The following is a 23,023-nucleotide window of genomic DNA, read 5'->3' on the forward strand; positions in this document are numbered from 1 at the left end:
ACGGCAGGGGAGAGCGCGGAACGATGACGCAGGGGGAGATGATGACGGCGAGCCCCGTGCGGACCGCCTCGGAACGGTCCGTCGCCGAGGAGGCGCGGCTGGCCGCCGTCCGCCGTTACCGGATACTGGACACGCCGCCCGACGGCGCCTTCGACCGGATCGCCTCCCTGGCCGCGCGTGTCTTCGACGCGCCCATGGCGACGGTGGCGATCGTCGACACGGACCGGGTGTGGTTCAAAGCCGCCCACGGCCTCCACGGTGTCACCGAGATCGACCGCGGACCGGGTCTGTCCGCCTCCGCCATCCTCCACGGCGAGCCCTACGTGGTGACCGACACCGGCACCGACGAGCGCGCCCTCGCCGACCCCCTGGTCCGGGGCGAGCCGGGGGTCCGTTTCTACGCCGCGGCGCCGATCACCACGGCCGACGGGCAGCGCCTGGGAACCGTCGACGTCCTGGACACCCGGCCCCGCCACCCCACCGACAGCCAGCTCGAAGCCCTCCAGGACCTGGCCGCCCTGGTCATGGACGAGCTGGAACTGCGCCTGTCCGCCATGCGCACGGTCGCGGCCGAACGGGAGCGACGCGCCGAGGCCGAACGCCTCGCCCGGGTCCTGCAGCGCACCCTGCTCCCGCCCGCCCTGCCCGAGGTGCCCGGCCTGCACGCCGCGGCGGCCTACCACACGGCCTCCGCGGACGAGGTGGGCGGGGACTTCTACGACCTGTTCCCCCTGGACGACGGCCGCTGGGCGTTCTTCCTGGGCGACGTGTGCGGCAAGGGCGCGGACGCCGCCGCGCTGACCTCGCTCACCCGCTACACCCTGCGCGCCGCCGCCATCTACGACCCGGACCCGTGCGCCGCCCTGGCCAACCTGGACGCGGTCCTCAAAGGCGAGTACCAGGGCAGCGACCCCCGCTACTGCACGGCCGTCTTCGGTGTCCTGCGGTCCCTGCCCGACGGTTCCCACGCCATCACCCTGGCCGGCGGCGGGCACCCCTCCGCCCTGGCCCTGCGGACGGACGGTTCGGTGGAGCCCATCTCCACGGCGGGCGGCCAGCTCATCGGCATGCTGCCCGACCCGCACTTCGTGCGGACCACCACCCTGCTGCGACCCGGCGAGAGCCTGCTGCTGTACACGGACGGCCTCACGGAAGCGCGGACCGCCGAGGGCACCATGCTGGGAGAGGACGGTCTCACGCGTCACCTGGCAGCCACGGCCCCCCGCACGGCGCACGAGCTGCTGCACTCGGTCGAGGGACTGTTGCGGCGGCTCGGCGACGGCGTCAGTGACGACACCGCTCTGCTCGCCCTCTCCGTACCCGTACCCCCCGCGCCCCGTACTCTGGAGAACCGGTGATCGAGAACGAACACCTGCTGGCCGTCACCCCGCACCAGATCCCCTCGGGACCCCTCGTCCTGCGGGTCACGGGTGAGCTGGACCACCACACCGCCCGGCTGCTGGCCCGGGCGGTCGACGACGCCGCCTTCGACGCCGCCGGCGTGATCATGGACCTGTCCGGCCTGACCTACTGCGACTCCACCGGCATCACCGTGCTGGTCGGCGCCTACCAGAGGTCGCAGCGCACCGGTGCCCCGCTCAGCCTGGCCGGGGTCAACCCGGACCAGATGCGCGTCTTCAGCGTCGTGGGCCTCGACCAGGTCTTCACCTTCCACCCCAGTACCGAGGCGGCCGTCGCGGCACTGCGGAAGTGACCGGGCGGCCCGTTCCGGGGGCGCCGCCCGGTGACGGCCCTGGCCCGGCCCCGGACCCGGGCGCCGGACGGGCCGGCCGCCGCGGAGCCGACCGAGCCGCGATGCGCGCGGTGGCCGGCCGCCGCGGAGCTAACCGAGCGCGATGCGCGCGGTGACGCGCTTGCCGGCCGGCTCACGCCGGATGTCCAGGTCCAGGCTCAGCGCGGCGACGATCTCCAGGCCGTGCTGTCCGACCCGCCGGGGGTCGGCGGGCCTCGGCACCGGCAGGGTCGTACCGCCGTCCCGCACGGTGACGCTCACCACGTCCTCCGTACGGGCCAGCACCAGCTCGATCGGTCCGGAACCGTACTTGACCGCGTTGGTCATCAGTTCGCTCACCACCAGCTGGACGGTCCCCGACGCACCCGGCGGCAGGGGGCGCCCCCGCTCCCGCTGCGACCGGGCGAGGTAGTCGGCCGCGAAGTCCCGCGCCTCAGCGATGCGCAACGCATCCCGGCCGAACGTCCGCGAAACCACGTGCGGGCCCGCTTCGGCCGCTTCGGCCGACGAGCCCTCCGGTCCGGTCACTCCCATCCCCACCGTCACGTCATCCCCCGTGTGATACACGGCACGCCGACATCTCCCGCGCCCATAGGAACATATGCCGTCCCTACAGTAGTTCTGTCGGCCGTCGTCCGCCCCGGCCGGGGACGGAGCGGACGCGCAGGCGACGGTTTCGCGGGTCAGTCGTCGCTGAGCATGCCCTCCCGCAGCCGGGCCAGCAGCCGGGAGATCAGCCGGGACACATGCATCTGCGAGACGCCGAGGCGCTCGCCGATCTCCTTCTGGGTGAGCTCCTCGACGAACCGCCAGTGGATGATCCGCCGGTCGCGCTCGTCGAGGCCGGCGATCATCGGGGCGAGCGCGTGGAAGTCCTCCACGAGGGAGAGGGCCGCGTCCTCCGTGCCGATGAAGTCGGCGAGAGCGGCCTCGCCGTCCTCACTGCCGCTGACGGTGGCGTCCAACGAGGTGGAGTTGTAGCCGTTGGACGCCAGCCGGGCCTCCACGACCTCCTTCTCCGGCAGGCTCATCAGCTCGGCCAGTTCCCTGGTGGTGGGGGTGCGGCCCAGCCGGCTGCGCAGTTCCTCGGTGGCCTTGGCCAGCTCGACGCGGGCCTCCTGGAGGCGGCGCGGCACGTGCACCGCCCAGGACGTGTCACGGAAGAAGCGCTTGATCTCGCCGACGATGTACGGCACGGCGAAGGAGGTGAACTCCACCTCGCGGGTCAGCTCGAACCGGTCGATGGCCTTGATCAGACCGATCATGCCGACCTGGACGATGTCCTCGCGCTCCTCCGGGCCCCGGCTGCGGAAGCGGGCGGCCGCGTAGCGGACCAGGGACATGTTCATCTCGATCAGCGTGTTGCGCGCGTACTGGTGCTCGGGCGTGCCCTCCTCCAGTGCCGCCAGCCGGTCGAAGAACACCCGCGACAGTTCCCGCGCGTCCTTGGGCGCCACCTTCGTCGGATCGGCCGGTGCCGGGAGCGTCCCGGTGGTGATCGCCTCTTGCGCCCGCGCGGTGGTCATCGCCATGACGGCGCCCTCCCTGAATTCCTGCCAGCGGTCATGCTGGTCGGTCGACGGACGAGCGTGTACCCCGTCGCCGGGCCGGTATGCCCGAAGGCGGACCAGCGGAAGAAAGAGATCGTGAAGCCGAGGGCGGGAAAGGCCCGCCCGGAGGCCGGTCCCGTCAGGGCCCGCCCCGTGATCGAGGTGCCCGCCTCGTGAGCTGCTGCGACAGACCGCCCTCCCCGGCGGGCCCCACCCCGCCGGCCTGGGCCCGGGCCACCGGCTCGGTGACCAGCCCGTCATCCACGGCACCGGCCTCGCTCACAACGGCCTCCCCGGCCTCGACGTCACTCGTCGGCTGCCGCTTCCGGCTCGGGAGTCACACCGCTCACCGTACAGACCCGCAAGCGGGCGGCCGTGCGGTGCCACCGCCTGGTGCCGCACCGAGTGCCCGGCGTCCTCAGGACGGTGCGAGCGTCCCCGGGTAGCGCGCTCCGACGACCTGGGCCGCCAGCGGATCGAGGAGGGACAGGTCGTCGGAGGTGAGGGCGATGCGGGTGGCGGCGGTGTTCTCGGCCACCCGCTGGGGACGGCGCGTCCCGGGGATGGGGACGACGGGCAGTCCGTGTCCGGCCGCCTGGTGATGGACCCAGGCCAAGGCGATCTGGCCGAGGGTGGCGCCGTGCCTGCGGGCGACGTGGCGCAGCGGCGACAGCAGGGCCTGGTTGGACCGTGCGGCCTCGCCGGTGTACCGGGGCAGTATGCGGCGCAGGTCGGCGGGGTGCAGTTCCTCCTCGGCGTCGCGGAACAGCCCGGCCAGGAAGCCGCGGCCCAGCGGGGAGTAGGGCACCAGCGCCGCGCCGGTCTCCCGGACGGCGGCGACGACGCCGTCCTCCACGCCCCGGCTGAACAGCGACCACTCGCACTGGACGGCGGCGATCGGGTGGACGGCCGCCGCGGCCCGGACCTCGTCGGCCGTCACCTCGCTGAGCCCGAGGTGGGCCACCTTGCCCTCGGCCACGAGTTCCGCCATCGCCGCGACGGTCTCCTCGATCGGCACGGCGGGGTCGCGGCGGTGCATGTAGTACAGGTCGACGTGGTCGGTGCCCAGGCGGCGCAGACTGGCTTCGATGGAGCCGCGCAGGTAGGAGCGGTCGCCGCGGACGGTGCGCCGGGTGGGGTCCTGCGGGTCCATGACGATGCCGAACTTGGTGGCGACCACGACGTCGTCGCGGTGGGCGGCGACGAAGGGGGCGAGCAGTTCCTCGTTCGCGCCGGCGCCGTAGACGTCCGCGGTGTCGAAGAGGGTCACTCCCCGTTCGAGGGCGTGCTCCAGCGTGGCGCGGGCCTCGGAGATGTCGGTGGGTCCGTAGGCGAAGCTCATGCCCATGCAGCCCAGTCCTTGGACGCCCACGGCCGGGCCGCCGCGGCCGAGCCGTACGGTGGCCAGGCGGGAGGTGCCGGTGGTGGTCATTGCTCTGCTCCTGTCGCGTGATCGGGTACGCCGGTGCCGGCCGGGGCCGGGGTGGTGCTCAGGGGGCGGTGACGACCTGTCCGGCGTAGGCGAGTCCGCCGCCGAATCCGAAGAGGAGGACAGGGGCCCCTGAGGGGACGGCTCCCTCGGCCAGGAGCTTGGACAGCGCGAGCGGGACGCTGGCCGCGGAGGTGTTGCCGGAGTCGGTGACATCGGTGGCCACCACCGCGTTGACGGCTCCGAGCCGGGCCGCCAGCGGCTCGATGATCCGGAGGTTGGCCTGGTGCAGGACGACCGCGGCCAGTTCCTCCGGCGCGACGCCGGCCCGTTCGCAGACCGTGCGGGTCAGCGCGGGCAGCTCGCCCGTGGCCCAGCGGAAGACCGTCTGGCCCTCCTGGGCGAAGCGGGCCGGGGTGCCCTCGATCCGTACGGCGGACCCCTTGTCGGGGAAGGAGCCCCATACGACGGGGCTGATGCCCGCGGTGGCGGACGGCTCGACCACGGCCGCGGCCGCCCCGTCGCCGACGAGGATGCAGGTGGCGCGGTCGGTCCAGTCGGTGACGGAGGAGAACTTCTCCGAGCCCACGACCAGGGCGCGGGTGGCCGAACCGGTGCGGATGGCCTGGTCGGCGAGGGCGAGGGCGTGGCTGAAGCCCGAGCAGGCCGTGTTGATGTCGAGGACGGCGGGGTGCGGGATGCCGAGCCGGGCCGCGGTGCGGCCGGCCATGTTGGGGGCCCGGTCCTCGGCGGTGCAGGTGGCCACCAGGACCAGGTCGATGTCGCCGGCCGCGACACCCGCGTTGGCCAGTGCCTTCGCGGCGGCTTGGGCGGCCATGGAGTCCACCGTCTCGTCGGCGTCCGCGATGTGCCGGGTGCGGATGCCCACACGGCTGCGGATCCAGGCGTCGTCGGTGTCGACCATGCGCTCCAGGTCGTGGTTGGTGAGGACGCGGGCGGGCTGGTAGTGGCCGAGGGCCGTGATGCGGGTTCCCTCCACGTGGGACCTCCGGTAGTGGGCGTGCTGCGGACGGGACGGGTGGGGTCAGGGGGCCGGGACGCGTCGCCCGAGGAGCGAGTCGAGGGCGCGCTCCAGCTCCCTGCCGTCGGCGGCCGGTCCGTCGACGGTCCAGGCGAGGTAGCCGTCCGGCCGCAGCAGCAGGGCGGTGAAGGGCAGGGGGGTCTCCGCCTCGGCGTGCACGACGTCCACGGCCTTCTGCCAGGGGGCGGCGGCCTTCTCCAGGTCGGCCGCCGTGGCCGGGTCGAGCAGGAGCAGCTGGATGCGGCCGGAGCGGGTCAGGTGCGCCACGCCGGTGCGGTGGCCGTCGACGAGCAGCGGGATGTTCGGGAGGAAGGCCCCGGTCCAGGGGGACTGCCCGGGGGAGCCGGGCAGACGGACGTCCTGGTCGCTGATCATGTCGCCGAGCTGTCTGCTGACCGCCGGGTTGCGCAGCAGGTCGGTGAAGAGGGCGCGCAGCGGGTCGTGGTCCGCGCCCGGGGTCATGAGGGCCAGCTGGGCGCGGGTGTTGTCGATGGTGCGAGCGGCCGGGGGCCGGCGTTCGGCGGTGTAGTCGTCGAGCAGGTCGGCGCCGGGCCAGCCCTGGAGGTGGTGGGCGAGGCGCCAGGCGAGGTTGACCGCGTCCTGGATGCCGAGGTTGAGCCCTTGGCCGCCGACCGGGAAGTGGACGTGGGCGGCGTCCCCGGCCAGCAGCACCCGGCCGCCGCGGTAGGTGTGGGCGAGCCGCGAGTAGTCGCTGAAGCGGTCCAGGAAGCGGGCGTTGCGCATCGGGATGTCCTGTCCCGCGATCCGGGAGACGGTGGCCTGGAGTTCGGTCAGGGTCAGCGGGGTGCGCCGGTCGGGCCGGGGACCGGCGAAGTCGAAGGCGGCGACCCGGCTGGGGCCGTGCGGGTTCGGGCCGATGACGGTCCAGCCGTGTTCGGTGACCGTCCAGCCGGGCGGCGCGGCGTAGGGGTCGTCGAGGTCGACCAGGCCCAGGACGGCCTGGGTGCGCGGCAGGTGTTCCTCGTAGGTGATGCCGGTCTGCTCGCGCACCAGGCTGCGCGCGCCGTCCGCGCCGACGACGTGGCCGGCGCGCAGACGGGAGGGCCCGTCGGGGCCGTCCAGGGTGAGGGTGGCCTCCTCCTCGTCCTGCTCCAGCGCGACGACGCGGTGCCCGCGCAGGACGGTGGCTCCGTGCTGGAGGGCGACGCGTTCGAAGAGGCGCTCCAGGTCGCCCTGCGACCGGCCGACGATGGGCTCGCCCTCCACCGCGGGGCCGGTGATCGTCAGCCAGGGCAGTCCGGCGAAGTGGAAGGGCTGGGTGCGCTCCTTGCCGAGCAGGTGCGGGGCGGGTTCGGTCGCGGGCAGGTAACCGCGGCGGCTCAGCGTCTGGGCGGTACGCGCGTGCAGTGTGCCGGCCTTGGGGACGTCGAGTGTGGCGGGGTTCTGTTCGACGACCGTGACCGGGACGCCGTACCGGGAGAGTTCGGCGGCGACGAGCATGCCGACCGGTCCGCCGCCGACGACGGCCACCGGAACGCGCTGGGCGGCGCGCGCGGCGCCGCGGCTGGAGGAGGCCACCGGTGTCACCCGGCCTGTTCCGTGCGGGCGGAGCCGCGGGTCAGGGTGATCACCAGGACGCCGAGGACGAGGCAGACCGCCGCCATCGCCCACAGCAGGGTGTGGAAGGCGCTGTCGTAGCCGCCGGCCGGGTCGGTCGCGGAACGGTCGGCGGCCAGGGAGGCCAGGAGGGAGCCGAAGACGGCGACCGCGATCGCCTCGCTGCCCAGGCGCAGGGTGTTGATGAAGCCGGCGGCCATGCCGGCCTTGGCGGGTTCGACCAGTTCCAGGGCCTGGCCGTCGACCAGTCCGGCCGACAGGCCCATGCCCGCGCCGGTGACGAGCATGGCGGGTGCCATCACGGCGAACGAGGCGTCCGGTCCGATCAGGAGCAGTCCCAGGTCGCCGACGACGAGGCACACCAGGGAGGCGAGGACGACGGCCACGGGCGAGATGCCCCGCTCGACCAGCTTGGCGCCCACCATGGGCAGGACCAGGACGGGGAGGGTGAGCAGCAGCATGGTGGCGCCCGCGGTGGAGGCGCTGTACCCGGCGACGGTGGCCAGGTACGAGGGCAGGTAGGTGAGCTGGGTGACGAAGCCGAAGGACGCGGCGACCGGCACCAGGGTGTAGGCGACGAACCGGCGGTCGCGCAGCAGCGACACGTCGAGCAGCGGTGCCTCGGTGCGCTTGGCCAGGGCGGAGAACAGGGCCAGCAGCACCAGGGCGAGGACCAGCAGCCCCAGGGTGCCCGGAGCGGCCCAGCCCCAGGCGGAGCCCTGGACGATGCCGTAGGTCAGGGCGGCCATGGCGGAGACGAAGACGACCGCGCCGCGCACGTCCAGGCGGCCGGTGCGGGCGGGCTGCTCCTTCACGCGCCGTGAGATCGCCGGCACGCACAGCAGGACGACGGCCAGCACCGCGGCCTGCAGGCCGAAGATCCAGCGCCAGCCCAGCGCGTCGACCGCCGGGCCGGACACCGTCGGGCCCAGCGCCACGCCGATGCCGGCGACCGTGCCGAACAGGGCGAACGCCTTGGCGCGGGAGGGGCCGTCGAAGGCGGAGGACAGGATGGCGCTGCCGCAGGCGAAGATGGCGGCGCCGCCCAGGCCGGCCAGGGCGCGGGCGCCGTCGAGCACGTAGACGTTCGGGGCGAGCGCGCACACCAGGGAGGCGATGGCGAAGACCGCGGCGCCCAGCGCGAAGGCGCGGATGCGGCCGATCAGGTCGGCGAGCGTTCCCCACACCAGGGTGAAGCAGGCGAAGGCCACGTTGAAGGCGTTGACGACCCACTGGAGGGGGGCCGATCCGGCGCCGGTGTCGGCGCCGATGTCCGGCAGCGCGACCGCGGTGCCGGAGATGGAGGTGGGGACGACGAACACCGCGAGCAGCACGGCGAACAGGGTCAGCCCCGTGCCGCCCGGCGCTGCCGCCGCGGCGCGCTCGTCCGCGACGGCGGGAGGTGCGGAGGACACGGGATCGGTGGTCGATGAGGCCACGGAAGGCTCCGGATTCGTTGAGCGGACGTCTCTTCGGGGCGGCGGGCGGCGGTGCGCGGCCATGGGGAAACGGCCACCCCATAGGTACGGTTTCTGTCGTACCTAAAGCTGGCACGGGACCAAGGTCGGACGCAAGTAGTACCTTTGGGCGTGCGACGACGCGGCAGCGGATCTGTAAGGAGCTCGGGCATGCCGGACACCGAAGGGCACCCCACCACCGAGGAGATGGACCTCCTCACCGTGCTCAAGGCCCTGTCGGACCCTCTGCGCTACCACGTGATGGCCACCTTGGTGCGCCAGGTCGAGGACACCGAGCGGACCTGCACGTCCTTCGGGCTGCCGGTGTCGAAGTCCACCCGCACCCATCACTTCCGCATCCTGCGGGAAGCCGGTCTGATCCGGCAGGTCGACCGCGGCAACAGCCGCTGCGCGCAACTGCGCCGGCAGGACATCGCGGACCGCTTCCCGGGCCTGCTGAGGCTCCTGGCGGACAACCCCGCGCCGCCGGGAACGGACGTCCTCCCGCGGGAAGCGCAGCACGTGTGAAGCGGTCCGCCCGCGCCCTCGGGGCCCGCGGCGCCCGCCGGTCACGCCTCCCGCCACCGCGGTCCCGTCCGCGCGCGACCGGTGCGCGCGGACGGGACCGCGGTGGCCGTCGCGAGACGCCGCTACCAGCGCACGGGGAGCGACGTGGGACGGCGCAGGATCACCCCGCTGTCCCACGGCAGTGTCTCCGGGTCGGCCGCCAGGGTCAGGCCGGGCAGCTCCGCGGCGAGGACGGTGAGCAGCTCGCCGATCTCCATGCGGGCCAGGGCCGCACCCATGCAGTGGTGCATCCCGTAGCCGAACTGCAGGTGCCGCTTGCCCTTCCGGTCCGGGTCGACGACCAGCGGGTCGGGGAAGACCGCCGGGTCCCGGTTGGCCTGGAAGGCGTCCGGGTACACCACGTCACCCGGTTCGATGACCCCCTCCGAGATCTCCACCCGGCGGGTGGCCAGCCGGGGGAAGGCGGAGATGTTGCCCAGCGGGATCAGCCGGATCAGTTCGTCCAGGACCGCACCGGTCTCCTCGGGACGGGCGACCAGGCGCTGCCACAGCACGGGCCGGCACAGCAGCGCGTAGACGGTCTTGGCGGCGACGGACAGCACGTTCTGGTCCGCGCCGAGCACGGAGCCGAGCAGGATGCCCACCAGTTCGGCGTCGCTGAGCGGCGGCTCCGCGGTGCCGCGCGCCGCCACGAAGCGGTCGATCAGACCGCCCTCCGCCCGCGGCCGGGCACCGGTCACCAGATCCGTCAGATACCCGTACAGAACGGTGAAGTCCTCCACCAGCCCGGGAACGTCCTGGTGGGAGGCGATCTGCACGGTGTGCGCGAGCGGACGGTAGAAGGGGATGTCCTCGTCGGGTATGCCGAGGAAGCGCCCGTTGACCTCCGCGGGCAGCCGGTCCAGGACCGTCGCGTACAGGTCCGGGTGCTCCTCGGTGCGCAGGCGCGCCACCTTCTTTCTGACCAGCTCCCGCACGAGGGGCCGCAACTGCTCCACCCCGGACGCGCTGTAGTCGGCGTTGACGAAGGTCTTCATCCGCGCGTGGTGGGGTGCGTCCAGGTTGAGCAGCAGTTCCTTCGGCATGATCGTCGGCAGGAAGCTGGGGCCCTCCTCGGTGTTGGTGGCGGTGCGGCCGAACGAGGGGTCGGTGAGGACCCGGTGCACGTCCGCGTAGCGGGTGAGGTGAAGGGCGGTGTGCCCGCTGGGCAGGACGATCTGGCTGACACCGCCGCTGCTGCGCTCGGCGAGCGGGGTGAAGGCGGGCTCCGGGTCGAGGTTCGCGATGCCTTCGATGCCGGTCGCTTCGGGGACGAGGGTGGTCATGTGTGCTCCAGTGGAAAGAGGTGCGGACGTGGCCTGTCAGGGCATACGGCACAGACGGACACCGGTGATCGCGCTCAGTTCCAGCAGTGCCTGCCGCGTGTCGCGGAAGTGGACCGTGGTCCAGCCCGCCGCCTCGGCGGCGGCGCAGTTTTCCGCCAGGTCGTCGACGAGCACGCAGTCGTCGGCCGCCACCTGCGCCGTCCGGCGGGCCAGGGCGTAGATCTCCTGCTGCGGCTTGCGGACACCGTGGTCGCAGGAGTCCACCACCGCGTCGAACGTCACGGACTCGATGATCTTCGTCCAGTACGGCTGCCACTCCCGCACGTTGTTGGACAGGACTCCCACCCGGAAGCCCTCCCGGCGCAGCCGCCGGGCCGCGGCGGCCATGCTCTCGTTGACCGTGATCCCCTCGAACCACTGCCGGCCGAACCGCGCCCAGTCCGCCCGGGACTGGTCGACCTCGGGCCACTTCCGGCGCAACGCCGCGGAGAGCAGCGCGGTCCACTCGGCCTCGGGCATCTCGCCGAGTTCGATGGGAGCGAGGACCGGAACCCCCAGCTCGCTCCCGACTTCGGCCATCGCGCTCTGCATCTGCTCCGGGGTGATGCCGGTCTTCTTCTCGAACGACCGGAAGAGCTCGTCCAGCGGCGGGGACAGCACTCCGCCGAAGTCGAACCAGATCATCGCCGCGGTCTCCTCGCCGCCCACCGCGCGGGACACCGCCGTCATGCCGACGCCAGCGCGGTCTCGGCGACGGGAACCGCCAGGCAGGACCGCTGCAGACCGACCCGCGCCGTCGCGATCGTGTGCTCCTCCTGCACCATGTCCATGGTGACCGAGACACCGTCCGTGCCGGCCGCGCCCACCCGCGCCCTGCAGTCGGTGGGCAACTCGAACTCCCCGACCCGCAGGAACTGTGTGTCCACAGAGGTGACGACCAGACCCCGGGGAACGAGGCCGTGGACCTCGCTGGCGGCGTACAGGGCGGTCTGGCGGAACGCCTCGAACATGAGCGCACCCGATATGTGGTCCAGCGGGTGGTCGAAGAGGCCGGGGTGGTCCCGGTCGACCACCACGTGACCGATCACCTGGTCACCCTCGATGTCGGCGCCGGCCAGTACCACGTTGTGCACCGACCCGCGGCCGACCAGGTACGTCGGCACCCGCAGCCCGGTCAGGTGGGCACGGGGCGTCAGGTCGAGCGAGGCCCGGGCGCGTTCCCGCAGGGCCTGCCACGTCCGGCGCGTCATCCACCGCCATTCCAGGCGTCCCCGCGCAACCTCCACGCCGCCCACCGAGACGGACGCGCGGAACACCGCTCCGCTGGGCCGCCCGCCGCGCCGCATCACCTGTTCCGGCTGGAAGTCGACCGTGAGGTGGGCGGGTTTCGGCCCGATGCGGAGCGACTCCGTGTGAAGCACCTCCAGCGTGGCCGCGTCGAAGACCATGCTCGATTCCCGTGGCGCGTCGAGGAGGCAGTGCGAGGCGAGGATGCCGCACTGCCGCAGCACCTCCATGATCACAAGTGGGTCGTAGAGTGCGGGGTTGTTGGTGTGATCGTTGTAGTAGCTGTGCGTCCGCGGCAACTGCGCGGCGACTGATAACCCGTCACCGTTCGGCTGGTAGTCGGTCAGGAAGACCTCCGCCAGTGCCTCTCTGTGTACGAGGTCACGCGGGACCGTACGTGAGAAACCGAGCGCCGTGACTGCCATGACAGGCTCCCCCTTCCGTCAGAGCTAGGTACGACCGGGACCATACCTAGACGCGTGGATCACCGGCCAGTGATTTCGCCGTGTCCGCAACAAATGAATCGGGCACTCCTCGGCAATGGCGAAGTAAACCCCCCAGGCCAAAGCGACCGTTCACGTCCTGAATGTGCAACGCGTCACACATTTCGCACACATGGTGTCCGTAACCAACTCCACATCGGGCGTTCACATGAGCGCCCGTGCGGCCCGCGTTCACCAATTGAACGGCGGTCACCTCGCCGGGGGCAGGCCGTGCGGGGGCCGTTCCGAAGCACGGCTTCCACGCCCTCCGTCGCTTCTTCGCCTCCGAGGAATCGGAGGCTGGCGAATCGATCGTCTCCCTGGCCCCGCCGGCCGGGGCACTCCGGTCCCGGGTTCACGCCGCGGAAGCACCCCCGCTTCCCGCTCCGCCTCGCGCCGGCGCCCGGGGCGGCGCCGCCATCGACGCGGTCCTCGCGTGGCCGGGGCCGGCCGGCGGAGCCCGTGGAGCGTGGACCGTGGCCCGCCGCAGGCCCGAAGTCCCAGAAGAGTCCCAGACATGCCGCCGCACCCCTCCCTGACCCGCTAAATGACAGGTCGGACGGGGTGCGGTGGCATGGTCGCGTCAAATGTCCCGGAAGATCTCGATCTGCGCCCCGATCGAGTTCAGCCGCTCCGCCAGGTCCTCGTAACCCCGGTTGATGACGTACACGTTGCGCAGCACCGACGTGCCCTCCGCCGCCATCATCGCCAGCAGGACGACCACCGCCGGACGCAGGGCCGGCGGGCACATCATCTCGGCCGCGCGCCAGCGGGTGGGGCCCTCGACCAGGACGCGGTGGGGGTCCAGGAGTTGCAGCCGGCCGCCCAGGCGGTTGAGGTCGGTCAGGTAGATGGCGCGGTTGTCGTAGACCCAGTCGTGGATGAGGGTCTTGCCCTGGGCGGAGGCGGCGATCGCCGCGAAGAAGGGGACGTTGTCGATGTTCAGGCCCGGGAAGGGCATGGGGTGGATCTTGTCGATCGGCGCCTCCAGCTTGGAGGGGCGGACCGTGAGGTCGACCAGGCGGGTGCGGCCGTTGTCGGCGAAGTACTCCGGGGTGCGGTCGTGGTCGAGGCCCATCTCCTCCAGGACCGCCAGCTCGATCTCCAGGAACTCGATGGGGACCCGGCGGACCGTCAGCTCCGACTCCGTGACGACCGCCGCGGCCAGCAGGCTCATCGCCTCGACCGGGTCCTCGGAGGGGGAGTAGTCGACGTCCGCGTCGATGACCGGGACGCCGTGCACGGTGAGGGTCGTGGTGCCGATGCCCTCGACCCGTACGCCGAGCGCCTCCAGGAAGAAGCAGAGGTCCTGGACCATGTAGTTGGAGGAGGCGTTGCGGATGACCGTGACGCCGTCGTGGCGGGCGGCGGCCAGCAGGGCGTTCTCCGTCACCGTGTCGCCGCGCTCGGTCAGGACGATCGGGCGGCCGGGGCGGACCGCGCGGTCGACCACCGCGTGGTACTGGCCCTCCGTGGCGGCGACGTCCAGGCCGAAGCGGCGCAGCGCGATCATGTGCGGCTCGATGGTGCGGGTGCCCAGGTCGCAGCCGCCGGCGTAGGGCAGCTTGAAGCGGTCCATGCGGTGCAGCAGCGGGCCGAGGAACATGATGATGGAGCGGGTGCGCACCGCCGCCTCGGCGTCGATGGCGTCCATGTCGAACTCGGCCGGCGGCACGATCTCCAGGTCCACGCCGTCGTTGATCCAGCGGGTGCGCACACCGATGGAGTTCAGCACCTCCAGGAGGCGGTAGACCTCCTCGATGCGGGCGACCCGGCGCAGTACCGTGCGGCCCTTGTTGAGCAGCGAGCCGCACAGCAGGGCCACGCACGCGTTCTTGCTCGTCTTGACGTCGATGGCGCCCGAGAGGCGCCGGCCGCCGACCACCCGCAGGTGCATCGGTCCCGCGTAGCCCAGAGAGACGATCTCACTGTCCAGCGCCTCACCGATCCGGGCGATCATCTCAAGGCTGATGTTCTGGTTGCCGCGTTCGATCCGGTTGACCGCGCTCTGGCTGGTGCCGAGCGCCTCCGCGAGCTGTGACTGCGTCCAGCCGCGGTGCTGCCGGGCGTCACGGATGAGCTTGCCGATGCGTACGAGGTAGTCGTCTGCCATGAGACTGAGGCTATCTCAGATATGAGATGGCGCCTCCCGGGGGGTCCGTTCGAGTGGGGAACAGGGTGACGAGCGGGCGGCGGACCGGCCTCGGTGGCGTGACGACCGGTCAGCGGCGCCTGGCCGTGCGGGTGCGCCGCCAGCCGAACGGTCCGGGCAGGTCCATCGACGTCGTACGGCGCCCGGTGCTGCTGTGGGTGTGACGGGGGCCGTTCGCGCCGCCGGTGGTGATGGACCAGGACCGCTTGTTGATGTTCAGGCGCACTCCGGGGAGTATCCGGAAGCTCTTGCGGAACGTGAGGGGCATCGTGCCTCCTTCCGAGTCGTGCCGGGGGGCCCCGGCACCCATCGGTTACCCCCGCTCGGCGTACTGATGGCCCCGTGGGCCACCCGGGCGGGGGCGGGTGTGGGGCGCACGCCACACCGGGTCCGGGCATGACCGTTCCGCCCCTGTGTACTAGAGTTATCTCGACATCGAGATATCTGCCGAGGCGTACTGCGGTCGCCGCCCCGGACCCGCTCCGGTAAGGGTTACCTAACTTAGCCTTACCTCAGCGGATTGACCAGGGTGGCGTGGCGGCAGGATGCGGTGGTACGCGCACATGAATGAAGGAGACTGTCGTGTCGGCGAACAGCTTCGACGCCCGCAGCACGCTGCAGGTGGGCGACGAGTCGTACGAGATCTTCCGGCTGGACAAGGTCGAGGGCTCCGCGCGCCTTCCCTACAGCCTGAAGGTGCTGCTGGAGAACCTGCTCCGCACCGAGGACGGCGCGAACATCACCGCCGACCACATCCGCGCCCTCGGTAGCTGGGACTCGCAGGCCCAGCCGTCCGAGGAGATCCAGTTCACGCCCGCCCGCGTGATCATGCAGGACTTCACCGGCGTGCCCTGTGTCGTGGACCTCGCCACCATGCGTGAGGCCGTCAAGGAGCTGGGCGGCGACCCGAACAAGATCAACCCGCTCTCCCCGGCCGAGATGGTCATCGACCACTCCGTCATCGCCGACAAGTTCGGCACCCCCGACGCCTTCAAGCAGAACGTCGACCTGGAGTACGGCCGCAACCGCGAGCGCTACCAGTTCCTGCGCTGGGGCCAGACCGCGTTCGACGACTTCAAGGTCGTCCCGCCGGGCACCGGCATCGTCCACCAGGTCAACATCGAGAAGCTCGCCCGCGTGGTGATGGTGCGCGACGGCAAGGCGTACCCGGACACGCTGGTCGGCACCGACTCGCACACCACCATGGTCAACGGCCTCGGCGTCCTCGGCTGGGGCGTCGGCGGCATCGAGGCCGAGGCCGCGATGCTCGGCCAGCCGGTCTCCATGCTCATCCCGCGCGTCGTCGGCTTCAAGCTGACCGGTGAGCTCAAGCCCGGCACCACCGCCACCGACCTGGTGCTCACCATCACCGAGATGCTGCGCAAGCACGGCGTCGTCGGCAAGTTCGTCGAGTTCTACGGCGAGGGCGTGGCGGCCACGAGCCTCGCCAACCGCGCCACCATCGGCAACATGTCCCCGGAGTTCGGCTCCACCGCCGCGATCTTCCCGATCGACGACGAGACGCTGAACTACCTGCGCCTGACCGGCCGCAGCGACCAGCAGGTCGCCCTGGTCGAGGCGTACGCCAAGGAGCAGGGCCTGTGGCTGGACCCGGCCGCCGAGCCGGACTTCTCCGAGAAGCTGGAGCTGGACCTGTCGACGGTCGTCCCGTCGATCGCCGGTCCCAAGCGCCCGCAGGACCGCATCGAGCTGTCCCGCGCCGCCGAGCAGTTCCGCGCCGACGTGCTCAACTACGTCGAGGCCGGCGTCACCGGCGGCGACGACCGCAAGGCGGGCGTCCCGCAGCAGGAGCGGCCGCACGGCGTCGAGTCCCCGGTCGACGAGGCCTCCGCCGAGTCCTTCCCGGCCTCCGACGCCCCGGCCTACGGCAGCGACGACAACGGAGCCGGCGCCCCGCAGCACTCGGCCGTCGTCCCCGGCCCCGGCCCGTCCAACCCGGTCCGCGTGACCGCCCCCGACGGCTCCACCTACGAGCTGGACCACGGCGCGGTGACGGTCGCGGCCATCACCTCCTGCACCAACACCTCCAACCCGTACGTCATGGTCGCCGCCGCGCTGGTCGCGAAGAAGGCCGTGGAGAAGGGCCTGACCCGCAAGCCGTGGGTCAAGACCACCCTGGCCCCGGGCTCCAAGGTCGTCACCGACTACTTCGACAAGGCGGGCCTGACCCCGTACCTCGACAAGGTCGGCTTCAACCTCGTCGGCTACGGCTGCACCACCTGCATCGGCAACTCCGGCCCGCTGCCGGAGGAGGTCTCCAAGGCGGTCAACGACCACGACCTCGCCGTCACCTCGGTCCTCTCCGGCAACCGGAACTTCGAGGGCCGCATCAACCCCGACGTCAAGATGAACTACCTGGCCTCCCCGCCGCTGGTCGTCGCCTACGCGATCGCCGGTTCCATGAAGGTGGACATCACCAAGGACGCCCTGGGCACCGACACCGAGGGCAACCCGGTCTTCCTCAAGGACATCTGGCCCTCCGAGGCCGAGGTCGAGGAGGTCGTGGCCGGCGCCATCGGCGAGGACATGTTCTCCAAGTCCTACTCCGACGTCTTCGCCGGCGACGCCCAGTGGCAGGCGCTGCCGATCCCCACCGGCAACACCTTCGAGTGGGACAGCGAGTCCACCTACGTCCGCAAGCCCCCGTACTTCGAGGGCATGACGATGGAGACCACCCCGGTCGAGGACATCTCCGGCGCCCGCGTCCTGGCCAAGCTCGGCGACTCGGTCACCACCGACCACATCTCGCCCGCCGGTGCCATCAAGGCCGACACCCCGGCCGGCAAGTACCTCACGGAGCACGGCGTCGAGCGCCGCGACTTCAACAGCTACGGCGCCCGCCGCGGCAACCACGAGGTCATGATCCGCGGCACGTTCGCCAACATCCGCCTGCGCAACCAGATCGCGCCGGGAACGGAAGGCGGCTACACCCGCGACTTCACCCAGCCCGGCGCCCCGGTGTCGTTCATCTACGACGCCTCGCGCAACTACATCGAGCAGGGCATCCCGCTCGTCATCCTGGGCGGCAAGGAGTACGGCTCCGGCTCGTCCCGCGACTGGGCCGCCAAGGGCACCGCGCTGCTCGGCGTCAAGGCCGTCATCACCGAGTCCTACGAGCGCATCCACCGCTCCAACCTCATCGGCATGGGCGTCCTGCCGCTCCAGTTCCCCGAGGGCCAGAGCGCCGACTCCCTCGGCCTGACCGGCGAGGAGACCTTCTCCATCACCGGCGTCACCGAGCTGAACAACGGCACCACCCCGCGCACGGTGAAGGTCACCACCGACACCGGCGTCGAGTTCGACGCGGTCGTCCGCATCGACACCCCCGGCGAGGCGGACTACTACCGCAACGGCGGCATCATGCAGTACGTGCTGCGCAGCCTGATCCGCAAGTAGGCGCGCGACCGGTCCCGGGCCGTGTCCTCCCACCGGAGGGCACGGCCCGTGCCGTGCCCGCACCCCTGACGGGAGCACCACGATGAAACGACGTACCCGCCCGGCCCTCGCCCTCGCCCTCCTCCTCGCGCTGGGCGTACCGCTCAGCGGATGCGGCACCGCCCCGACCACGCGAGCGGCCCCTTTCTGGCAGGCCGAGTTCGACGGCGCCGAGGGCACCCGGCCGTCGGCGGCGTCCTGGAACACCGAGACCGGGAACCAGGAGGCCGAGGGCTGGGGCAACAACGAGCTCCAGTACTACACCGACGACCCGGCCAACTCCGCGCTGGACGGCGACGGCCACCTCCGGATCTCCGCGCGGCCGGCCCCCGACGGTGCCGAACTGCCCTGCTACACCCAGGACTTCTGTCCCTGGACATCGGCCCGCCTGACCACCGAGGGCAAGGTCGCGCTCACCCAAGGGCGCGTCGAGGTCCGCGCGAAGCTGCCCACCGGCACCGGACTGCTCCCGGCGATCTGGATGCTGGGCGACAACGGGGTCGAGTGGCCCGGACAGGGCGAGATCGACATCTGCGAGGTGGTCGGCGGGGAACCGCGGACGGTGTACGGGACGGCGCACGGACCGACCTACTACAACGAGGACGGCATCGGCGGCTCCACCACCCTGCCGGCCGACGCCTCGACGGCGTTCCACACCTACGCCGTCGACAAGCAGCCGCACCGCGTCACCTGGTCCGTCGACGGCGAGGAGTACCTCACGCTGACCCCGGACAAGCTGCCCGACCCCGACGACTGGGTCTTCGAGCAGGGCATGCACCTGCTGCTCAACGTCGCCGTCGGCGGCGACTGGCCCGGCGACCCGGACGCCACCACACCCTCCCCGGCGACGATGACCGTCGACTACGTGCGCTTCTACGGCGAGGGTCACGCCTGACCCCGCCACCTGTGCGGACGGCCCGCCCGGTCCGAGCCGGGCGGGCCCTCCTGCCCGCTGCCCGGACTCAGGCGAGCAGCTCGGCCTCCGCGACCGTCGGCTCACCCGTGAAGACCAGCCGGTACTTCGCGTACGTCCCCGGCGACCGCACCGAGAACGCCCGCGTCTGCCGGTCCCAGGCGAAGGACTCCCCGGACCGCTCGTCCAGGGTCTTCCACGTCGTCCCGTCGGCCGAGCCCTCCAGCTTCCAGCCGGCCGGAGCCGACGCGCGGTCCTTGCCGGACGTCAGCGTGTACTGGACCGCCTTCGTCCGGCCGGCCACCGGGAGGTCGACGGAGGTCACCGTCGCCTCCGTGGCCGACGTGTCGTCGAACAGGGCGCCGTCGCCCTCGAGCACGTCCGCCCGCGGCGCCGGCACCTCGTCGCCGGTCGTGATCGACACCGGCGCGGCGTCCTCGCCGGTGCCCCACTTGGACGGCCGCGAGCCCATGTCGAACTCCAGGACGCCGCCCCTGGCGAGCACGGAGTGGGGCAGGGACGTGGAGTTCCAGGAGCGCCCGTTGACCTTCAGCCCCCGCACGTAGACGTTCTCCGCGCTGTTCTTCGGGGCCTTGACCACCAGCTCGCGCCCGTTCTCCAGGTGCACGGTCGCCTTGGTGAACAGCGGGGAGCCGACGGCGTACTCGCCGCTGCCCATCACCAGCGGGTAGAAGCCGAGCGCGGAGAAGAGGAACCAGGCCGACTGCTCGCCGTTGTCCTCGTCGCCGTGGTAGCCCTGGCCGATCTCGCTGCCGGTGTAGAGGCGGGAGAGCACCTCGCGGACGTTCTTCTGCGTCTTGTACGGCTGCCCGGCCGCGTCGTACATGTACAGGGCGTGGTGGGCGACCTGGTTGGAGTGCCCGTACATGCCCATCCGGACGTCGCGCGCCTCGACCATCTCGTGGATGACCCCGTTGTAGGAGCCCTTCAGTTCCGGCGAGGCGGTCTCCGGGGTGGAGAGGTAGGCGTCGAGCTTGTCGGCGAGGCCGGAGCGTCCGCCGTAGAGGTTGGCCAGGCCCCGGCTGTCCTGCGGGGCGGTGAAGGCGTAGCCCCAGCCGTTGGTCTCGGTGTAGTCGTAGCCCCACACGCGCGGGTCGTACTTCTCCGAGTCGACGCGCCACTTGCCCGAGGCGTCCTTGCCCTGGAAGAAGCCGGCCCGCTCGTCGAACAGGTTGACGTAGTCCTGGGCGCGGTTCAGGAAGTAGGCGGACTCCTCCTGGTAGCGCTTCTCGCCGGTCTCCTGGTAGAGCTTGGCGCCCATCCGCGCGATGCCGTAGTCGTTGAGGTAGCCCTCCAGCGCCCAGGACAGGCCCTCGTGCGTCTCGGTGGAGGTGTAGCCGAGGAAGGGGGAGGTCTCCATGCCCTTGCGGCCCACGCCCGAGGACGGCGGCACCACGGTCGCGTTCTTCAGCGCCGCCTCGTACGCCGCCTTCGCGTCGAAGCCGACGCCCTTGACGTACGCGTCGGCGAAGGCGACGTCGCTGGAGGTGCCGGTCATCAGGTCCGCGTAGCCGGGGGAGGACCAGCGCGAGGTCCAGCCGCCGTCCTTGTAGTGCTGCACGAACCCGTCGACCAGCTCGCCGGCGTGCTCCGGGGTGAGGAAGGAGTACGCCGGCCAGGTCGTCCGGTACGTGTCCCAGAAGCCGTTGTTGACGTACACCTTGCCGTCGACGATCTTCGCGCCGGTGTGGGTCGGGGTGTCCGGCCCGGGCATCCGCTGGAACGGGGAGGCGTACTTGTACTCCCCGTCGACCTTCTCGAAGCCCGAGTTCGGGTACAGGTACAGCCGGTAGAGGCTGGAGTACAGCGTGGTCAGCTGGTCCCGCGTGGCGCCCTCGACCTCGACCTTGCCGAGGATCCGGTCCCACTGCGCGCGGGCGTCCTTCTTCACCTTCTCGAAGGAGGTGCGCGCGCCGATCTCCTGGCGCAGGTTGTCCTTCGCCTGGTCGAGGCTGATCAGGGAGGTGGCCAGGCGCAGGGTGACCGTGCGGTCGTCGCCCGCGTCGAAGGTCAGGCTGCCCTTGACGCCGCTGGAGCCGCCGCCGGTGACCTCCTTGTCGAACTCGCCGTAGACGAACAGCCGGGTCGCGCCCGCCGAGCCGCCGGACTTCACGTCCGAGTAGCCGGTGAAGGTCCCGTTCTCCTCGTCCAGCGTCAGGCCCGCCTCGTCGGTGGCGTTGTCGAAGACGACGCTCGCGTCGTCGCCGGGGTAGGTGAAGCGGAGGATCGCCGCGTGGTCGGTCGGCGCCATCTCGGCCTTCAGGCCGTTCTCGAAGGTGACGCCGTAGTAGTACGGCCGCGCGGTCTCGTTCTCGTGCCGGAACGGCAGCTCGCGGGCCTGCCGGCCGGTGTCCGGGGTGCCGGACGCCGCCGACGGCATCACCTGGAACGTCTGCCGGTCGCCCATCCACGGGCTCGGCTCGTGGCTCGCGCTGAACGCCTGGATCGTCGGCAGGTTGTCGTCGTTGTTGTCGCGCGCGTACTCGTACAGCCAGCTCAGCGACCCCGCGTTGGTCACCGGCGTCCAGAAGTTGAAGCCGTGCGGGACGGCCGTCGCGGGGAAGTTGTTGCCGCGCGAGAAGCTGCCGCTGGAGTTGGTGCCGCGGGTGGTCAGCGCGTAGTCGGAGAGGTGGGCCTTGGGCTTCTCGGGCTCGGCCCGCTCGATCGACACGTCGTCCAGCCAGCCCCGGAACTTCGCCGGGCCCTTGGGGGAGTCGTACGCCACCAGGATCCGGTCGACCGTCTTGCCGGCCGCCACCGACCCGATGGCCGACTTCACCGCGTTCCACTGGTTGACGTAGAGGATCTTCGCGTCGCCCTGTCCGCGCGGGGTGAGCGGGAAGCCGTGGGCGTCGGTGGCGCCGAGGCCGCTGAGGTAGGTGCCGTCGGTGAAGGCGAGGTCGACGGAGACGTGGGTGGCGTCGTAGTCGAGGTCGCCGTCGGCCATCGACGGGAAGATCTTGTAGGAGAGCTCGCTGCGCCGGTCGACCTCGACGTTCACGTCGAAGACCTTGTTGTACGAGTACGCCCGGCCGTCGGCCGTGTGCCGCCCGGCGTAGCGCAGGGCCCGCTCGCCGGTGAAGCCCGCGCCCGCCTTGGCCGTCGGGGAGCCGGTCGGGCCCTTGTCGACGAGGGAGAGCATGTCCTCGGGAACCGGGACCTCGCTGCCGCCCGTGGACAGCTGCACGTCGGCCAGCTGGAGGGCGTCGCCCGCGCCGTTGTTCTTGGTGAACTCCAGCCGGAAGTGCTGGTACTCGGCCTTCTCGGCCAGGTCGTAGGTCCTGGTCTGGAACCGCTCCGAGAAGGACTCGCCCGAGCGGGTGTCCAGCGTCGTCCACCGCTCGCCGTCGGCCGACCCCTTGAGCGTCCAGTCCACCGGGTCGCGCTCGTCGTGGTCGTTGGCGGAGGTGAGCGCGTACCGGGTGATGCCGGTGGCCGCCTCCAGGTCGAACTCCACCCAGCCGGTGGGCGCGAAGGTCAGCCACTTGGTGGCGGGCTCGGTGTCGACGAGGTTCTCCTTCACCTCGCCGCCGCCGGTGTTCTCCCCGCTGGCCCGCACGCCCGTGACGTCGCCGCTCACGTTGCCGGGGATGCCGGTGCTGTACCCGCCGTCCACCCCCGCGGCGCGCTTCTCGCCGTTTGGGCCGGTGTCGACGGTGTTCAGCCAGTTCGGAGCCGGATCGTCCGCCTCGAACGAGGAGGTGAACTCCCGGTCCGGGGCGGCGGCGGCCCGCGGCAGCGCGACCGCCGCGCCCTGCGCGCCCACCGCCAGTGCGAAGGCGGTCGTCACCACGACCGCCGGACCCCATCTGTGCCGAGTTCCGCGCTGCATCTCCCAGGACCCTCCCTGCACGCCGGACAACGTTGTCAACTCGTGTGCGCAGGGTCCAGTAGTGGGCCAAGTGGTGCGTGATGTCAAGGGTGTTGGCCGCGGCCTTCGTGGTTTATGTCACGGACTTTTCCGGCAAGCCGCTCACAGGCCCCGCACATGTCCGCCAGATCTCAACTCGGAAAAGACCCGCGGCCAACCTTGTGCTCGATCTTGCTCCG

The 23,023-nt window shown here is 71.5% G+C and carries 17 protein-coding genes; 5 read left to right on the plus strand and 12 right to left on the minus strand.

Annotation, left to right across the window (positions count from 1 at the left end; all coding sequences use genetic code 11):
- Positions 1 to 23: 23 nt before the first annotated feature.
- Positions 24 to 1,358 carry a PP2C family protein-serine/threonine phosphatase gene (locus tag ACY1JF_RS20440; protein ID WP_462706608.1) on the plus strand — a complete coding sequence of 445 codons (1,335 nt, stop codon included), beginning with the start codon at positions 24 to 26 and terminating at the stop codon, positions 1,356 to 1,358.
- The gene (locus ACY1JF_RS20445) at positions 1,355 to 1,714 is read left to right on the plus strand and encodes an STAS domain-containing protein (protein WP_462706609.1); all 360 of its coding nucleotides are present in this window, start codon (positions 1,355 to 1,357) and stop codon (positions 1,712 to 1,714) included. The genes ACY1JF_RS20440 and ACY1JF_RS20445 overlap by 4 nt, the downstream gene beginning before the upstream one ends.
- A 129-nt stretch (positions 1,715 to 1,843) precedes the next feature.
- On the opposite strand, the gene ACY1JF_RS20450 is transcribed toward ACY1JF_RS20445, so the two are convergent.
- From ACY1JF_RS20450 to ACY1JF_RS20475, 6 genes are all read right to left on the minus strand, one after another.
- Positions 1,844 to 2,200 (minus strand): ATP-binding protein, encoded by a 357-nt coding sequence (locus ACY1JF_RS20450; protein WP_462706610.1) that lies wholly within the window; start codon positions 2,198 to 2,200, stop codon positions 1,844 to 1,846.
- A gap of 236 nt (positions 2,201 to 2,436) precedes the next feature.
- Positions 2,437 to 3,285, minus strand: a complete 849-nt coding sequence (locus ACY1JF_RS20455; protein WP_462706611.1) for an RNA polymerase sigma factor SigF — start codon at positions 3,283 to 3,285, stop codon at positions 2,437 to 2,439.
- Between the two features lie 436 nt (positions 3,286 to 3,721).
- Entirely contained in the window at positions 3,722 to 4,735 is a 1,014-nt protein-coding gene (locus ACY1JF_RS20460) for an aldo/keto reductase (protein ID WP_462706612.1), read from the minus strand.
- A 58-nt stretch (positions 4,736 to 4,793) separates the two neighbouring features.
- Positions 4,794 to 5,732, minus strand: a complete 939-nt coding sequence (locus tag ACY1JF_RS20465) for a beta-ketoacyl-ACP synthase III (RefSeq protein WP_462706613.1) — start codon at positions 5,730 to 5,732, stop codon at positions 4,794 to 4,796.
- Positions 5,733 to 5,777: 45 nt separating this feature from the next.
- A complete protein-coding gene (locus ACY1JF_RS20470; protein ID WP_462706614.1) occupies positions 5,778 to 7,313 on the minus strand; it encodes an FAD-dependent monooxygenase in 1,536 nt (511 codons plus the stop codon).
- Between the two features lie 5 nt (positions 7,314 to 7,318).
- A complete protein-coding gene (locus ACY1JF_RS20475) occupies positions 7,319 to 8,791 on the minus strand; it encodes an MFS transporter (protein ID WP_462706615.1) in 1,473 nt (490 codons plus the stop codon).
- A gap of 189 nt (positions 8,792 to 8,980) precedes the next feature.
- Between ACY1JF_RS20475 and ACY1JF_RS20480 the strand changes: the two genes are divergently transcribed.
- Positions 8,981 to 9,337 (plus strand): ArsR/SmtB family transcription factor, encoded by a 357-nt coding sequence (locus ACY1JF_RS20480; protein WP_462706616.1) that lies wholly within the window; start codon positions 8,981 to 8,983, stop codon positions 9,335 to 9,337.
- A 122-nt stretch (positions 9,338 to 9,459) separates the two neighbouring features.
- On the opposite strand, the gene ACY1JF_RS20485 is transcribed toward ACY1JF_RS20480, so the two are convergent.
- The 5 genes from ACY1JF_RS20485 to ACY1JF_RS20505 all read right to left on the minus strand — a co-directional run bounded on the left by ACY1JF_RS20485 (position 9,460) and on the right by ACY1JF_RS20505 (position 14,851).
- Positions 9,460 to 10,662: a cytochrome P450 gene (locus ACY1JF_RS20485; RefSeq protein WP_462706617.1), complete on the minus strand. Its 1,203-nt coding sequence runs from the start codon at positions 10,660 to 10,662 to the stop codon at positions 9,460 to 9,462.
- Positions 10,663 to 10,698: 36 nt separating this feature from the next.
- Complete coding sequence (locus ACY1JF_RS20490) at positions 10,699 to 11,391, minus strand: HAD-IA family hydrolase (RefSeq protein WP_462706618.1); 693 nt, start codon at positions 11,389 to 11,391, stop codon at positions 10,699 to 10,701.
- A complete protein-coding gene (locus ACY1JF_RS20495; RefSeq protein ID WP_462706619.1) occupies positions 11,388 to 12,374 on the minus strand; it encodes a ScbA/BarX family gamma-butyrolactone biosynthesis protein in 987 nt (328 codons plus the stop codon). The genes ACY1JF_RS20490 and ACY1JF_RS20495 overlap by 4 nt, the downstream gene beginning before the upstream one ends.
- A 640-nt stretch (positions 12,375 to 13,014) precedes the next feature.
- On the minus strand, positions 13,015 to 14,544 hold the full coding sequence (locus ACY1JF_RS20500) for a helix-turn-helix domain-containing protein (RefSeq protein ID WP_462706620.1): 1,530 nt from the start codon (positions 14,542 to 14,544) through the stop codon (positions 13,015 to 13,017).
- A gap of 109 nt (positions 14,545 to 14,653) precedes the next feature.
- A complete protein-coding gene (locus ACY1JF_RS20505; RefSeq protein ID WP_462706621.1) occupies positions 14,654 to 14,851 on the minus strand; it encodes a DUF4236 domain-containing protein in 198 nt (65 codons plus the stop codon).
- Positions 14,852 to 15,150: 299 nt separating this feature from the next.
- Between ACY1JF_RS20505 and ACY1JF_RS20510 the strand changes: the two genes are divergently transcribed.
- A complete protein-coding gene (locus ACY1JF_RS20510; RefSeq protein ID WP_462706622.1) occupies positions 15,151 to 18,000 on the plus strand; it encodes an aconitate hydratase in 2,850 nt (949 codons plus the stop codon).
- Between the two features lie 82 nt (positions 18,001 to 18,082).
- The gene (locus tag ACY1JF_RS20515; RefSeq protein WP_462706623.1) at positions 18,083 to 18,934 is read left to right on the plus strand and encodes a glycoside hydrolase family 16 protein; all 852 of its coding nucleotides are present in this window, start codon (positions 18,083 to 18,085) and stop codon (positions 18,932 to 18,934) included.
- A gap of 67 nt (positions 18,935 to 19,001) precedes the next feature.
- On the opposite strand, the gene ACY1JF_RS20520 is transcribed toward ACY1JF_RS20515, so the two are convergent.
- The gene (locus ACY1JF_RS20520; RefSeq protein WP_462706624.1) at positions 19,002 to 22,805 is read right to left on the minus strand and encodes a GH92 family glycosyl hydrolase; all 3,804 of its coding nucleotides are present in this window, start codon (positions 22,803 to 22,805) and stop codon (positions 19,002 to 19,004) included.
- Positions 22,806 to 23,023: the final 218 nt, after the last annotated feature.

This window comes from Streptomyces sp. SYSU D01066-1 (genome assembly GCF_054956795.1).

Bases quoted from the DNA above. Each gene is read 5' to 3' on its own strand.
- ACY1JF_RS20440 (WP_462706608.1), top strand. From the start codon at position 24: ATGACGCAGGGGGAGATGATGACGGCGAGCCCCGTGCGGACCGCCTCG.
- ACY1JF_RS20455 (WP_462706611.1), bottom strand. From the start codon at position 3,285: ATGGCGATGACCACCGCGCGGGCGCAAGAGGCGATCACCACCGGGACG.
- ACY1JF_RS20460 (WP_462706612.1), bottom strand. From the start codon at position 4,735: ATGACCACCACCGGCACCTCCCGCCTGGCCACCGTACGGCTCGGCCGC.
- ACY1JF_RS20480 (WP_462706616.1), top strand. From the start codon at position 8,981: ATGCCGGACACCGAAGGGCACCCCACCACCGAGGAGATGGACCTCCTC.
- ACY1JF_RS20485 (WP_462706617.1), bottom strand. From the start codon at position 10,662: ATGACCACCCTCGTCCCCGAAGCGACCGGCATCGAAGGCATCGCGAAC.
- ACY1JF_RS20490 (WP_462706618.1), bottom strand. From the start codon at position 11,391: ATGACGGCGGTGTCCCGCGCGGTGGGCGGCGAGGAGACCGCGGCGATG.
- ACY1JF_RS20495 (WP_462706619.1), bottom strand. From the start codon at position 12,374: ATGGCAGTCACGGCGCTCGGTTTCTCACGTACGGTCCCGCGTGACCTC.
- ACY1JF_RS20500 (WP_462706620.1), bottom strand. From the start codon at position 14,544: ATGGCAGACGACTACCTCGTACGCATCGGCAAGCTCATCCGTGACGCC.
- ACY1JF_RS20505 (WP_462706621.1), bottom strand. From the start codon at position 14,851: ATGCCCCTCACGTTCCGCAAGAGCTTCCGGATACTCCCCGGAGTGCGC.
- ACY1JF_RS20510 (WP_462706622.1), top strand. From the start codon at position 15,151: ATGAAGGAGACTGTCGTGTCGGCGAACAGCTTCGACGCCCGCAGCACG.
- ACY1JF_RS20515 (WP_462706623.1), top strand. From the start codon at position 18,083: ATGAAACGACGTACCCGCCCGGCCCTCGCCCTCGCCCTCCTCCTCGCG.
- ACY1JF_RS20520 (WP_462706624.1), bottom strand. From the start codon at position 22,805: ATGCAGCGCGGAACTCGGCACAGATGGGGTCCGGCGGTCGTGGTGACG.